This window comes from Aliiglaciecola sp. NS0011-25 (assembly GCF_040370605.1).
GTDB lineage: Bacteria > Pseudomonadota > Gammaproteobacteria > Enterobacterales > Alteromonadaceae > Aliiglaciecola > Aliiglaciecola lipolytica_A.
In genome coordinates this window covers 119,784-133,031 of sequence record NZ_BAABWR010000016.1, presented here as the reverse complement: position 1 = coordinate 133,031, position 13,248 = coordinate 119,784, and the positions used below count along the sequence as shown (strand labels likewise).

Annotated in this window: 14 protein-coding genes, 1 tRNA gene and 1 riboswitch; of the genes, 3 read left to right on the top strand and 12 right to left on the bottom strand. The window is 39.0% G+C overall.

Translation table 11 applies throughout. The features are described from left to right. Positions 1–513 precede the first annotated feature (513 nt). Positions 514–771, top strand: coding sequence for a helix-turn-helix transcriptional regulator (locus ABWV72_RS14985; protein ID WP_216050134.1), 258 nt, complete (start codon positions 514–516; stop codon positions 769–771). A gap of 12 nt (positions 772–783) precedes the next feature. Here ABWV72_RS14985 and rimI read toward each other — a convergent pair whose 3' ends face one another. The 7 genes from rimI to ABWV72_RS14950 all read right to left on the bottom strand — a co-directional run bounded on the left by rimI (position 784) and on the right by ABWV72_RS14950 (position 5,753). Next, positions 784–1,233 (bottom strand): ribosomal protein S18-alanine N-acetyltransferase, encoded by a 450-nt coding sequence (rimI, locus tag ABWV72_RS14980; RefSeq protein WP_303499429.1) that lies wholly within the window; start codon positions 1,231–1,233, stop codon positions 784–786. Between the two features lie 6 nt (positions 1,234–1,239). Continuing rightward, complete coding sequence (locus ABWV72_RS14975; RefSeq protein ID WP_216050132.1) at positions 1,240–1,737, bottom strand: hypothetical protein; 498 nt, start codon at positions 1,735–1,737, stop codon at positions 1,240–1,242. 22 nt (positions 1,738–1,759) lie between these two features. Continuing rightward, positions 1,760–1,836 (bottom strand) — tRNA-Trp (locus ABWV72_RS14970). An 88-nt stretch (positions 1,837–1,924) separates the two neighbouring features. Next, positions 1,925–2,728, bottom strand: a complete 804-nt coding sequence (locus tag ABWV72_RS14965; protein ID WP_353371458.1) for a phosphotransferase — start codon at positions 2,726–2,728, stop codon at positions 1,925–1,927. Positions 2,729–2,784: 56 nt separating this feature from the next. Further along, complete coding sequence (gene pnuC / locus ABWV72_RS14960) at positions 2,785–3,414, bottom strand: nicotinamide riboside transporter PnuC (protein WP_303499431.1); 630 nt, start codon at positions 3,412–3,414, stop codon at positions 2,785–2,787. After that, a complete protein-coding gene (locus ABWV72_RS14955) occupies positions 3,414–3,671 on the bottom strand; it encodes a YkoF family thiamine/hydroxymethylpyrimidine-binding protein (RefSeq protein WP_216050129.1) in 258 nt (85 codons plus the stop codon). Before ABWV72_RS14955 ends, pnuC begins: the two co-directional genes overlap by 1 nt. An 18-nt stretch (positions 3,672–3,689) precedes the next feature. After that, on the bottom strand, positions 3,690–5,753 hold the full coding sequence (locus ABWV72_RS14950) for a TonB-dependent receptor (RefSeq protein ID WP_342807352.1): 2,064 nt from the start codon (positions 5,751–5,753) through the stop codon (positions 3,690–3,692). A 60-nt stretch (positions 5,754–5,813) separates the two neighbouring features. Beyond that, positions 5,814–5,912: riboswitch (TPP riboswitch) on the bottom strand. A gap of 314 nt (positions 5,913–6,226) precedes the next feature. Between ABWV72_RS14950 and ABWV72_RS14945 the strand changes: the two genes are divergently transcribed. After that, positions 6,227–7,375, top strand: coding sequence for an iron-containing alcohol dehydrogenase (locus tag ABWV72_RS14945; RefSeq protein WP_342807350.1), 1,149 nt, complete (start codon positions 6,227–6,229; stop codon positions 7,373–7,375). Between the two features lie 81 nt (positions 7,376–7,456). Here the strand turns inward: ABWV72_RS14945 and ABWV72_RS14940 are convergent, their stop codons facing one another. Further along, positions 7,457–7,873 (bottom strand): acyl-CoA thioesterase, encoded by a 417-nt coding sequence (locus ABWV72_RS14940; RefSeq protein WP_216050126.1) that lies wholly within the window; start codon positions 7,871–7,873, stop codon positions 7,457–7,459. Between the two features lie 69 nt (positions 7,874–7,942). Here ABWV72_RS14940 and ABWV72_RS14935 point away from each other — a divergent pair, with 69 nt between their 5' ends. Continuing rightward, positions 7,943–10,114, top strand: coding sequence for a tRNA(Met) cytidine acetyltransferase TmcA domain-containing protein (locus tag ABWV72_RS14935; protein WP_353371454.1), 2,172 nt, complete (start codon positions 7,943–7,945; stop codon positions 10,112–10,114). Between the two features lie 319 nt (positions 10,115–10,433). On the opposite strand, the gene ABWV72_RS14930 is transcribed toward ABWV72_RS14935, so the two are convergent. The 4 genes from ABWV72_RS14930 to ABWV72_RS14915 are packed head-to-tail and all read right to left on the bottom strand — an operon-like array spanning position 10,434 to position 13,247. Beyond that, positions 10,434–11,693 (bottom strand): tetratricopeptide repeat protein, encoded by a 1,260-nt coding sequence (locus tag ABWV72_RS14930; RefSeq protein WP_342807346.1) that lies wholly within the window; start codon positions 11,691–11,693, stop codon positions 10,434–10,436. Beyond that, positions 11,693–12,307: an energy transducer TonB gene (locus ABWV72_RS14925; protein WP_216050427.1), complete on the bottom strand. Its 615-nt coding sequence runs from the start codon at positions 12,305–12,307 to the stop codon at positions 11,693–11,695. The genes ABWV72_RS14930 and ABWV72_RS14925 overlap by 1 nt, the downstream gene beginning before the upstream one ends. Then, positions 12,307–12,711, bottom strand: a complete 405-nt coding sequence (locus tag ABWV72_RS14920) for an ExbD/TolR family protein (protein ID WP_216050123.1) — start codon at positions 12,709–12,711, stop codon at positions 12,307–12,309. Before ABWV72_RS14920 ends, ABWV72_RS14925 begins: the two co-directional genes overlap by 1 nt. 11 nt (positions 12,712–12,722) lie before the next feature. Next, positions 12,723–13,247, bottom strand: coding sequence for a MotA/TolQ/ExbB proton channel family protein (locus ABWV72_RS14915; RefSeq protein ID WP_216050122.1), 525 nt, complete (start codon positions 13,245–13,247; stop codon positions 12,723–12,725). Position 13,248 lies beyond the last annotated feature (1 nt).

Below are 13,248 nucleotides of genomic sequence, written 5' to 3'. Positions count from 1 at the left end.
AAACAGAAGCCACCTATTGCTGAAACAACTCAAGCAAGCTCTTGGTACGACAGCATTTTGAGCTTATTAAAAGTCTAAAAATCAGTGATCTAGTTAGATATATGCAAACTTAAGAATACATGTTTAGAAATAGGTAAGTTTTTAAAGTAGTAACTTAGTTCCCATTATCGGTAGTGAATAGTAATGAATAATTTCGTGTTTAAATTATTCGAACAAAGTGAAATCCTGTTGCTTTGATGCTCAATTCGTTTCAGAAAGGTGCTTGTTTGTCATGACAAAAGTACCTTCTTCCCCGTTTCAACCCGCATTTCAGCTAAAATTTGTTTAACGGTAAATTATTTACCTTTAAAAAACAAACAGTTATATATTTAGGATGTTTTTTTACACCATGTGGAATTCAATCCACAAAACGTTGCTTACAATATGTTGAAAATTAAGGCAGACAATAATTATTAATACGCCAATTCAATTGTTGTTTGCTACATATATAATAATAAATGGAGTAGGAACCTTATGTATATAACAGGTAGTGATTTGCGGAAAATGCGTTTAGAAGCTGGTTTAACAACTGTTCAAATGGCTAAACTTGCAAATGTTAAAACTAGAAAAACTTATGAAAATTGGGAAAAGAATATTGGTAGCCCAAGCATGAATCAATTCATCGCAATGTGTAATGGGTGTCAATTCAACTCATCAGCAATTGTTCAAATGGCAATGGATCGTTCAGATGCCAGCCAACAAATGAATTTAGAAAGTGCTGCAGTAAGATAAATTAAAATAAATTTATTTTACTAAAGTCGTTTTCATGATCAGGCCGTTTTCACGGCCTGTTTTAGTTGGGTAATAGTCTTTTCGAATTTCGATAAAACTAAAATTATTTTTTGAATAGAGTTGCACAGCCGTTTGATTGGACTCTCGCACTTCCAGCCATATCTCGTCACAGTTGCGTAGCTTACACTGTAGAATAAAATGCGAAAGTAACTGCTGACCTAAACCTTTTCCGCGGTAATCGCCACTCACCCCCAGATCCATCAATGTAGCTTCACCAGCCACATTAAGACCAATGTAATACCCTATTACTTGCTCATCAACTACCAGCTGATAAGCAAAATAAGGTTTTGTTAGACTGTCTAAAAAGACCGACTCAGACCAAGGATTAAGATGACAGGATTGTTGAACGCGAAAAGCCGCAAAATGATTAGCTTTGTCTATTTGTTGAATTTGACTATTCATAACAAATTAAAATACTTGATGTAAAATTCGCCACAGTTGTCTTTTATCTTGGCTAGAATTTATTTTGTCCGGAGTTGGCGCCGTCAATACCAAGCCATTAAGAGATAGTTTATCACCTACTTGCCAAGCTAACTTAAAATCAACGTAATCGTTAGGATCAGCATTTTCTTCGAATATACAATGAGTGATAGATAAATCTGCATACAACAGCAAATCTGCTAACAGTTGGTTATTCGCGGTCTCAGGCATACACAACAACAGACCGTTATTAGCAGATTTACGCTTTGATTCAATTTGTTGTCTTAGTCTTTGCAAGCCTGCTTGCTTTTGCTCTTGGCTAGGTAATTGAAGTGCCGAACTTGAAACATTGCTTTGAGTCGTTACTTCACTGTCTAACTGAGCCACATCTTGACTATTAGTTTTTAGTTGCCACGGTACAATTCCCATGTGAGTGAGCATGGCTGCTTGATATTTGCTGAGTGGTTTTGGGGTAGGCTCGTTCATTCTTCAAGACTAACAGAAAAATTGGCAGGGGTGGAGAGATTCGAACTCCCAACCGTCGGTTTTGGAGACCGCTGTTCTACCAATTGGAACTACACCCCTGCAGAAGAAGCAGCATTATACTCATGGAAAAAAAAAGGTAAAGTAGTTTGAAGTGCTAATTAGCAGAAATTCTTCACTTTACTCGAACTTAGCTATTCCCATCGTCTAATAAAACCGTTTTTGCCGCTTCTTTCCAAAGGTCATAAGTTAATTGCACAATAGGAAATTGTTTTTGAAACTGCTCGAATACATAATCTTCACTAAGATCACAAAATTTTGCATAACTGTGCTGTAAAATTGACATTTCGTGAAGCTCCATATTGTTAATCAATGCACATGAAGCTAGATCAAAATACCGATTTCCTAAAGAAGCGTACTCCCAATCAAACACTAAAGAAGACTCTCCTATTGCAACATGTTCCATGGCTAAGTCATTGTGACATAAGACCTGGTCGCATTTATGGGTCTCAATCCAATCCGGTTTACATTGGTTAATCCGATTCTGCCAATAATCGAGATCTGAAACGCTCGCCGCATTTAAATACAATATCCAGTCTTTGGGCAAATCGATTGAAGTCGCGACTGTCGGTAAGTGGTGGATATCACTCAATACTTTAGCTAATAACTGAATTTTCTCGGATTTTGGTTTGTTGATATTGAATAGTGAAACGTGCTCTACCCAAGACTCAACCTGAAAATCATGGGCTTTAGACAGGTAAATAGGTGTTGAGGTTATGCCAAGTTCACTCAGTTGTTGTTGCTGCATAAACAAGGCTTGCCGATCGGTTGGTGTAATATGATTTAATTCAAAGGTTTTTAAAAAGTAAACTGCAGATGATGTAGTGAGGCGATAACTTAAGTTTACCACCCCACCCTTTATAGGCTCCAAAGACAAGTGTTGTCCAAACAGTTGACTGGCTATTAACTCATCGATGATTCGGGCCTTTTTCATCTTCTTTCCTTTAATCTGACATTCTGAGCATACTCTTGCTATGCTGCCGACTCAAGTTAGATTTTTTGGTAGGCTTCCTCTGGCAAAGATTCGACTTTATAGGCTTTTTTCCATTTAATATATCCATAAATTGCTAAGCCAAAATACCAAATAAACATTACGCCAGTCAGTAACAATCCGTTGATGAAATATAGATATGCTGCGAATGTATTGATGACAATCCAAAATAGCCAATTTTCAAGCACCTTGTTAGCCATTAAATAGGTGGCATAGACACTGAAAACTGTCACAAAAGCATCTAGATACAAATCACTTCCTTGCCATGAAAGTGTTACAAGATGAGGCAATGCCAACCCCATAACAACTAACAAAGAGACCATCCATAAATGCACGACCAGCGGAACCACGGACACTTTAAGCACATCATTCTGAGTTGTTTTTTGCCATCTCAACCAACCATAAATTGCCATCACTAAATAATACATATTAAGCAGGCTATTGAAGGGCAAACTGACTTCCCAAAAAATATAAACGTAAAGAGTGGTACTAATCAGAGCAGCCGGCCAACACAATATATTTTGGCGCGCCGCTAACCAAGGGTAGAGCAGTGAAAAAGTCACTGCTACTACTTCTAGTACCGATTGTTGTCTAACCTGTTCGACTAGCACAACATACAGGTCTTCCATTACTTAGACTCACCCATAGCATCGCCATTTAAGAATTTACAAACAAATATCGCTTGACCAACTTGTTCATAGGTTTTTTGCATTTCGGTATTCAAGATGCCCATTAACTCAGTCATATCTCCGCGCACTATGGTGCTGGTATCACTCGTTGATGTCGTCAACTGCGAATAACTATTGAGTCGGTCAATAAAGTCTTGGATTGGTGCTAAGTATTTTTGGTTAAGTGGATATAACGATATTTCAACTACTGATTTCATAATTAGTGTCCAATTTGATTAATAACGTAAGCTTGCGGTAAGTCCGAATTGACGACCATCGCCAAGTTGCAGGTAAGGTTGAGGCGTCGCATATCCGTCTCGCGGATCATTACTAAAACCACCGAACCCTCTAACGTAATGTTCGCGGTCCAGTATGTTTTTACCCCATAGAGAAAACGTCCAATCCTGCCAATCTAAACGTAATTGCGCATTTACTAAAACCGTGAAAGGTGATTCCACATCGTGCCCATCGGAAAAACGATAGTTGTCTTTGCCATCCGCTTCTAAGCGCACACTTACAGTTTGAGATAAATACCCGACAGCAGCTAAGTTAAATGAATTTTTTGGCGCTTGGGCTTGCCATTGTTTATCAATATAGGTGCCGTCGGCCTGGGTATAACTTCCAAAATAAGCGTCTAGATAACCATAATTAGCAGTCAGGTTTAACAACTCGGATACTTGCCAATCAAGTTCTACTTCTAAACCTTTGTTGGTTCCCACATCTGCGTTGCCGATGATATCAATAAAACTCGGAATACCTTCTTCGCTGATTTGCACGTCATAGTCACTAACTTGGGTGTCTTCTCTATCCATGTAGAAAAGTGCAACTCGCATAAAGAGTTGATCGTCAAAGGCTTGTCCTTTAATGCCAACTTCGTAGTTCCAGTTGTACTCAGGAGAAAATAAACGACTTGCTTCGCTTACCCGTTGGTCAGGGTTGAATCCACCTGCTTTATACCCTCGCGAAACACTCGTATACACAGATGCTTGATTTATTGAATATTTAAGAACAACTTTACCACCTAGCATGGTATCCGTTTGCTGCTCGATATAACCGTCATTGTTGATATAATCCATCTCAAAACGATCCGCTCTAAGACCAACGCTTAAATTTAGATTTGACGTAAGCTGGGTGTCGGTTTGACCATATATCCCCAAATTTTGAGGTTCATATTGACTGGTGAAGTCTTGCTCTGCATAGGTATAATTTCTGCGCGTATTTTCATCAATATCACGAGCAAAAAAACCAATTAGCCACTGCGTGCTATCATCAAAAATCAATCCGTTGTCATTTGAAACAACTCTCAAATCAACACTGGTTAAATCCCTCTCACGATAATAGTAATCAGTCGAGCTGTATTCCCAAGGGTGAAAGCCCACATAAGTCCAGTCTTCATCATAGCCGTACACTGAATCTGATGTAGTGTGGTTCAATGAACCAATAAGTGTAGATTTTGCAAATTCAATCTTCGCTTTTATGCCAAAAGCATGGGTTTCTTGCGTATCAACACCAGGCTCATCTGAGCGAGTAACCCCATCATTATCAAGTGAAAACGCATCATAGCCATTATCAATATCAAAATACTGATAATTAAAATCTATGGTTGTGTTATCGGTTGCTAGAAACTTAAGCTTCAAACGCGCAGTCAACTCATCTAAGTTATCGGTATCATCTCTATCTAAAAATTGATTGTAGATAAAACCGTCACTTTTAAACTGGTTGATGGCAACACGATAGAAAAGTTTGTCAGTAATTTGATTACCGTAAGCTGCACCAATATTCCAAGTATTTTGCTGAGCAACAGTGGCAAGAAATTTTGTTTGTTGCTGCTCATTTGCCTCGGCGGTTTTGATTTTAATTGTTCCAGCCATACCCGCAGCGCCAAACTCAGTAGCCTGCGGTCCACGCAAAATTTCTACTTGTTCAACATCGAACAGGGTGCCGATGCCGGCAAATCCAGAAAAATCAAAATCATCTACTAACAATCCTACTGAGGGATTATTAGGTTCAGAATATTGACTACGTTCACCAATTCCACGTATTTGTATAAAACGTCCTCGGGAAGCGCCACTGCTAAAGTTAATATTGGCACCTACCCCTAAAATATCCTCAAGATGAAAGCCATTGCGTTGTTCAATCACCTCTTCAGATATCACACTGACACTGGCAGTGACGTTCTGAATATCGTTTTCTCTGAAGTCTGAGGTAACAGTAATCACTTCTAGATTTTCACTTGCTAACGCGTATGCAGGAATTGCACTTAATAAGGTTGTGTAAAGTAAAGGAAATTTTAATTTCATTTGGATCTCTTCTAATTAATGAAAAGATCCGGTATTTCGGCAGTAAATGGAGAGCTTTAAGAAGTTCTTGATGACCATTCCTACGCCGGTATTATCCGGATCAGGTATAAGGGTTTCCAATAAATTAGATCTCAGCAAAGAGCACCCCTTGGTGTAACAAGTTAGTGTTTAACTTGAACGGCGAGATGATAGCAAGGGCGTAATGGAATCGCCATGAATATATTGCTGTTTTTTGAAATTGGTATGGATTGCGCATGCAAAATTAATACTGTCGAAAGCTTCGGACTCCCCAATTAAAAACGCAAGTTAACTTATTGAATATTTTGAATTTGTAAAACTACGCTGCCAATAAGGCAAATTATAGAACTGATGAATGACGGTTAATTCATACATTCAACTTGAATTTCTCACTTAGTGGTTCAATATAGTTAATCGACACTTTTCAGCTTCTTTACATAATTTCGGATTTGAAAATGCAAAATTTTATCTACTACAATCCCACTAAAGTTGTTTTTGGAAAAGACAGTATTAGTAAATTATCCACTTTACTACCCAGTGCCAAAATCATGTTGATATACGGCGGTGGAAGTATCAAAAACAACGGTATCTATCAACAAGTTATTGAACAACTTGAGGGGCACGATTGGTGTGAATTTTCCGGGGTGGAGCCTAACCCCGAATTTGAAACATTGATGAAAGCCGTATCAATGGTGAAATCAGAAGACGTAGAATTTATTCTCGCAGTTGGAGGTGGCTCAGTCATCGACGGAGCTAAATTTGTCGCCGCAGCCACAGATTTCGAAGGCGATCCTTGGGACATTTTAGCTAAGGGTGCAAAAGTTAAAAGTGCTAAAAGTCTTGGCTGCATATTAACACTCCCAGCGACAGGTACTGAAACCAATACCAGCTCAGTGGTAACTCGTCGAGAATATAATCTTAAATTACCCTTCATGTCGGAACATGTTAGACCTCAATTCGCGGTACTAGACCCAGAAGTCACCTACTCTTTACCGGAACGCCAACTGGCAAATGGTGTGGTAGATGCATTTGTACATGTTATTGAGCAATATCTAACCTACCCCGTAAATGCGAGTGTTCAAGACCGATTTGCGGAATCGATCTTAAGCAACTTAATTGATATCGGGCCGCAGGTGCTCACGTCTAAAGATTATGAATTGCGTGCGAATCTAATGTGGAATGCGACACAAGCGTTAAGTGGACTGATTGGTGCTGGAGTACCTCAAGATTGGTCTACCCATATGATAGGGCATGAGTTAACAGCCCTTTATAATTTAGATCATGCCGTTACCCTTGCAATTATTTTACCCCGTGTAATGCAACATCAGCGTGAACACAAACGGGAAAAACTGCTTCAATATGCAGAGCGAGTTTGGGGATTAAGCCGCTATGATGAAGAAGGGGCAATCAATTTAGTTATTGAAAAAACTGAACAATTTTTCCGAGATATGGGAATCAAGACCACCCTATCTGAATATGACATTGATAGTGATGTAGCCGATAAGGTTGCTTCGAGACTCGAAAAAGCGGGCAAAACTAAAATAGGTGAAAGGCAAAACATTACGCCTGAAGATGTTAGAAAAATAGTTGCCGCAAGTTTATAGAATAAAAAATGCCGCTAACTTCAAAAACGTCAGCGGCATTTTTATCTCAAACAAATTGAGTTTGGATAACGTTACAAGAAGCTAATCACTTAAATTCAATGATCTTAATTCTTGCTGGGTTTGTTGTTCCAAATCTTTAATCGTTTTGCCATGAGGCACAGGCTCTCTGGTAGTTGGATCTAAACTGACAAATACAATATCATCCGCCACGCATATGGTTTTTTTGGTCACCTTATTGCGAACCATGCAGGTTATAGTTATCGAAGTACGCCCAACTTTTTTAGTCGCCAGACCAAATTCTACTACATCTCCTTTTAACGCTGGAGATTCAAATGTAATTTCACCAATATGCTTTGTTACCAACACATTCGTTTCTAACTGACAAATAGCATAGATAGCAGCTTCTTCATCAATCCATTCCAATGCTCGACCACCAAATAACGCGTCAGCATAATTTAAATCTCCTGGCATCACTAACCTTCGAGATAGAAAGCGCATTCGTATTCCTTAAATTTATCCAATACACTAGGGAGTTGAACTATATCAAGAATTCAACTAAAAAAGCATATGACATTAGAAGTATTAACTTGGCTTGAGAAACGCAGACGCAATATCGGTCACCGACAGTTGTTGGTTATATCCGGATCGCAGGAGTGGGTTAAAGAATCGATAACAAATATACTTACTGCACATGCTCCAACATCGAGAATTTGTGTCGGTGATATTGATTCTGTAAAAAATATTGAATCAAAGCAATATAGGAGCGTTTTAGGTCAAGAATTCGAATGGGTGGTATATGATGGCTTTGCTGATATTAGAGGCAATGCCCTACTCGCTTTGAGCGGCTGTGTGAGTAAAGGCGGCTTGATGATATTACTTTGCCCAGAACTAGATGCTTGGTCACAAAATGGCAATACGCAAAGTACAGTTCAAGGATTAGTGCCTAATACAAGCCGTCCTCACTCGCCATTTATAGAATGGTTAGTGGAGCATATTAAAACCTTCCCTGGCGTTTCAATCTGGCAACAACAACAATTGCAACTAACTCAAGCAGAAACAACCGAATTGAAAAAAAGCCATTTTCAAGATGAAGTATGTATGACTGCTGATCAGTTTCAGTTGGTGGAATATATCAAGTTTGCATATTCTAAAGATAACAATCAGATAGTCGTTCTTGCAGACAGAGGCAGAGGAAAATCATCTGCTTTAGGAATTGCAGCTGGACAATTAATCATGTCAACGAATACCACATTTTTAGTGACGTCAGCCCATCGTTCCATGACTCAAAAAATATTTGAACAAGCTTCGAAAATTTTAAAAACAAATGACCCTAGCCGAGATATTAAACAAATTTTAGCTAATCACTTGGCGTATGTTCCTTTCGATAAAATTATTCAAACCCAACCAAAAGCCGATTGGTTATTCGTCGATGAAGCCGCCTCATTGCCCTCAGAAGTGTTAGAAAAATTAGTTCAGCTTTATCCAAACGTAGTTCTCAGTACAACAATTCATGGTTATGAAGGCAGCGGCAGAGGCTTTGAGTTACGCTTTAAACCTTTTTTAAGAACCCATTTTGCACACTTTCGTGAATTCATGTTGCACACACCTATTCGCTGGTTCGAAAATGATCCTCTTGAAGCCTTTTGGCATAAGGTAATGGCGCTAAAAACCACAACCCAGAGTTCGGTATCCAAGCGGTTGACTGAATACCAGAGTATTTCCAACTCTTCCAATGAATTGGTTTACGAGGTTTATAATGGAGCACAATTAATCAAGCATCCATCGCTGTTACAAGGGGTATTTGAATTGTTAGTTGATGCCCATTATCAAACTTCACCAGACGATTTGGTTAGAATGTTGGATGGAGATCAACACATTCACGTGTTTAGTAATCAATATGCAGAGCCAATAGGAGTCGCCCTCACCGCCTTAGAGGGAGGGGAAGATCTAACTCCAATTGCAATAGACATTGCCCAAGGCAGTAGACGCATCCCTGGCCACTTAATTCCGCAACGGTTAGCATTTGATAATAATAATCCAGAGTACTTGTTAAAGCGCTGTATACGCGTGATTAGAATAGCAGTCAAACAAGAATATAGGCATAAAAAAGTGGGCTCGCAGCTGTTAGCCCATATACAAAGATCTGCAGAAGAACATAAGGTAGATTTTTTAGGTAGTTCGTTTGGATTAACAAAAGAGCTCGCGCTATTTTGGTACAACAATGATTTTCAGTTGGTAAAACTTGGTATTAAACAAGACGCTTCAAGTGGAGAATTCAGTGCAATTATGCTCAAACCATTGTCTTGTAATGCTAACCAGATTAGCAAATTTTTAAACCTAATTTGCACTCAGCAAATACACTATCAAAAAGATTACCGCCTAAAAACGCTTTCCCCTGCTTTAGTTGAACTAATATTCAACAACCTTAAATTAAAAAAATCTGCACAGCCATATGACAGTCATAAAATGAAAATGTATTGGCATAATTTAATGACCCAATTTATTGCAGGTAATCGCCCTCTGTTTGCAGTTGAGTTTGCTGTATTCAATTGGATAAAAAGTCTTTCTATAAATTTGCAGACTCTAGATGAAGAGGCCATCCATGGGTGGAAATTTATTAATGATGTGATAGTCGCTAAAAACAGCTATCCTCAGCTATGTACTAACTACAAGTTAGCAGGTAAAAAACAAATTGAAAGTTACTTTCGAGAACAATTAAAAAAACTCATTAAAAATTAAGCTCTACTTCCATTAAATATCGCTAAGATAAACACGGTTCTTTCAGCATCATCCGCTAACTTGATTTCAACAATCCGAATTAAACAACAATAAATTAGAGTAAACGACAGGCCGATGAAGTGACCCAAAAAAACCAGAGATGAAAAAAATCAGATAAGATTGAGGACATTTAAAAACCATTAGCTATCAACAATAAACCTAAAAAACCTACAAAAATCTTTTAATTAGGCTTACATTTATGAATAGTGAGAGAGCAATAAAAAAGGCTTCTATTAAGAAGCCTTTTAAAGGTAACAATATTGCTATCGAGATCTTAAAGTTAAACTTTAATACCGCGATTTTTCGCTTTTTCTTTAATATACGGTTCCCAAGCTCTAGCAGTACGTTCAACGTTTTTGTCTTTCTTCGCTTCACGAACATGAACCATAGCTTGACGGAAGTTACCGGTATAAATATTTGCTTCCATCATCGCAATATGAATTCGACCAGTTTGGTCTGCTCCATTATCAAGCGCTTTTTGTAAAGCATTTATTGAACCTTTGTAATCTTCTGCCGCAAGTAACAATATACCTTGCTTGCGATATAAATCAGCGTCGTTTTCTATCTTAGCTGCCTTTTCATAATAGCTAGCTGCCGTTTTATACTCTCTTGCTTGATGGTAAGAGTTAGCAAGACTCGATAAAGTCTGTTCACTCTCTTCTATCAAACCTGACTTCATATACTTTTCCAAAAGCACAGCTGCTTTATATGGAATTTCATTAGTCGCGTATAATTGTGACAATGCTTTTATTTCAGACTTTTTAGCCAAGTAACCCTGATTGTATGCAATTTCAAATGTAGAAAGGGCTTTTTTATAGTCCTCAACTAACATGTAGAAAAAGCCTAATTGTGACCACCACTGTTTGCTTTCAGGAAAAGTACGCACTAGCTCTTCAGCAACGGCGACAGTTTCCGGATACATTTTACGTTCGTAAAATGATTGCAACTTTAAAACATAAGGGTTTTTGTTAGGTTTTTCATACAAAGCAATCGCTTTATCAGCAGGTGGAACCATCTTAGGAAGATCTTTTAGCTCATAATAAGCTTGAGACATACGTGTATAGATGTCTGGATCTTCTTTACAAGTGAAGGTCATCCACTGCTCATAATACTTAACAGCTTTAGCATATTCCTTCTCTTGCATACTAAGGTCTGCAACAAGTCTCACAGTGTTAGCATGCTCAGAGTCGTTGAGTGCTTTTGGGTTAACAGATCCTTCAAGATACTCAAGAGCCTTAGCTCCTTTACCATCCTGACCTGCCAACATTTTGCCGATAAAATTATCAGTAAACGCTTTGTCGTATCCGTCTTTAGCATCAACTTCATAAAGAATAGCTAAAGCTCCATCGATATTATCGTTATTATACTCTTCAAGCGCTTTCTGAATCTTTTTACCAACGCGCTCACCAACGATATTGGTTGTGCCACGCTTGTAATCTGCACAAGCTACCGGTGCCGACTGAGCTGCTGCTGTGTTTGATAGCAATGTAGCGGCACCTAGAGTTGCTATCGCAGTAACATTTAATACAAACTTTTTCATTAGCCTTGATCCAATTTAAAGTCCAATTGCACTTTCATATTGAACTGTTTTTCAGGTTTCCCATCGACGATTTTTGGCTTGTATTTCCACTTACGCAATGCACGTTTAGCTTCACGGTCGAAGATACGTTTAGGATCTGCATCCAAAACATCAACATCGTCCACACCGCCTACTTCGTTGATAGTGAAAGATAAAATAACCCATCCTTCTTTACCATCTCGAGCGGCTTGCACTGGGTACTTAGGCTCAATACGAACAATCGGAGTTGCTTCACCATCGCGTTGCATATTACCAACGCCACCGATATCAATTGATGCGCCACCAACATCTACAGCTGGCATGTTAAAGCTTACGCCATCAGCATTTGCGTCTTCCACATCAGGTTCAACCGGCTGAATTTTAGGCGGTTGCTGAGGAGGAGGAGGTGGTGGTGGTGGAACACGTTGACGAGTTTGTGTTGCTTCGTCTGGGTCCGACATTACAATATCAATAACAGGTGACTCAGGTACTTCACTTGCTGGTTGCGAAGAATTTGCAACCAACTTAGCCATTACCACAAAAAGGGCAAAAGCAACGACGGCACCAAGCAATATAGAGAAAATTACTCGCATGATTATGATGCTCCTCTAGCTGCTACTGAGATTTGGTCGATACCTGCGGCTTTGATTTGATCCATTACTTTCACCACAATACCATGTTCAGCTTTTTCATCTGCTTGAATAATCACAACATCTGAAGGCTGTTCGGCCAAAAGCTTTTCAAGGTTCGCTTGAATAGATTCAACCTTAACTTCGCGCTTATCCATCCAAATTACACCGTCTTCCGTGACAGCAATAAAGATATTAGCGTTTTTAGATAAAAACGCCTGGCTAGCGCCGGGTTTATTCACCTGTATCCCTGCTTCTTTAACGAAAACAGTGGTTACAATGAAGAAGATAAGCATGATAAACACGATATCGAGCATCGGTGTCATATCAATCGCTGCATCTTCCTCTGGTACACGTTCTTTACGAGCCATAAACTTCTCTCTTAATGGTGAGGAAGGCTGTCAATCAGCTTCTCTTTGGCGATTTTAACTTTTGATTCCAAACGAGAACTAAAGAAAACGCCAGACAAAGCTGCAACCATACCTGCCATAGTAGGAATTGTTGCCATTGAAATACCAGCTGCCATCAATCGAGCATTACCGGTTCCTTGCGTCGCCATAGTTTCAAATACGTTAATCATGCCCCAAACTGTTCCTAGCAAACCAATTAGAGGACACATTGCCACTAAGGTTTTAATCAGTAACATGTTACTGCCTAGTTTGTCTGAAGCCTGTGAAATCCAAGCGTCACGGATTCTATGCGCATACCAGGAGGTGGTATCAGTTCTAGCATCCCAATCTTTGATGATATTTTTTCTCATCTTAGGATACACAGAATTTAAAAACCAAAAGCGCTCTATCATTAACACCCACATGAGAAAGAGCGCTAAAGCGACGAGGTATAACACCCCGCCTCCTGTCGCGATAAACTCCCTGACAGAATCCCATAATCCAATCAGGTCAGCCATA

Bases quoted from the DNA above. Each gene is read 5' to 3' on its own strand.
- ABWV72_RS14985 (WP_216050134.1), top strand. From the start codon at position 514: ATGTATATAACAGGTAGTGATTTGCGGAAAATGCGTTTAGAAGCTGGT.
- rimI (WP_303499429.1), bottom strand. From the start codon at position 1,233: ATGAATAGTCAAATTCAACAAATAGACAAAGCTAATCATTTTGCGGCT.
- ABWV72_RS14975 (WP_216050132.1), bottom strand. From the start codon at position 1,737: ATGAACGAGCCTACCCCAAAACCACTCAGCAAATATCAAGCAGCCATG.
- ABWV72_RS14965 (WP_353371458.1), bottom strand. From the start codon at position 2,728: ATGAAAAAGGCCCGAATCATCGATGAGTTAATAGCCAGTCAACTGTTT.
- pnuC (WP_303499431.1), bottom strand. From the start codon at position 3,414: ATGGAAGACCTGTATGTTGTGCTAGTCGAACAGGTTAGACAACAATCG.
- ABWV72_RS14955 (WP_216050129.1), bottom strand. From the start codon at position 3,671: ATGAAATCAGTAGTTGAAATATCGTTATATCCACTTAACCAAAAATAC.
- ABWV72_RS14950 (WP_342807352.1), bottom strand. From the start codon at position 5,753: ATGAAATTAAAATTTCCTTTACTTTACACAACCTTATTAAGTGCAATT.
- ABWV72_RS14945 (WP_342807350.1), top strand. From the start codon at position 6,227: ATGCAAAATTTTATCTACTACAATCCCACTAAAGTTGTTTTTGGAAAA.
- ABWV72_RS14940 (WP_216050126.1), bottom strand. From the start codon at position 7,873: ATGCGCTTTCTATCTCGAAGGTTAGTGATGCCAGGAGATTTAAATTAT.
- ABWV72_RS14935 (WP_353371454.1), top strand. From the start codon at position 7,943: ATGACATTAGAAGTATTAACTTGGCTTGAGAAACGCAGACGCAATATC.
- ABWV72_RS14930 (WP_342807346.1), bottom strand. From the start codon at position 11,693: ATGAAAAAGTTTGTATTAAATGTTACTGCGATAGCAACTCTAGGTGCC.
- ABWV72_RS14920 (WP_216050123.1), bottom strand. From the start codon at position 12,711: ATGGCTCGTAAAGAACGTGTACCAGAGGAAGATGCAGCGATTGATATG.
- ABWV72_RS14915 (WP_216050122.1), bottom strand. From the start codon at position 13,247: ATGGCTGACCTGATTGGATTATGGGATTCTGTCAGGGAGTTTATCGCG.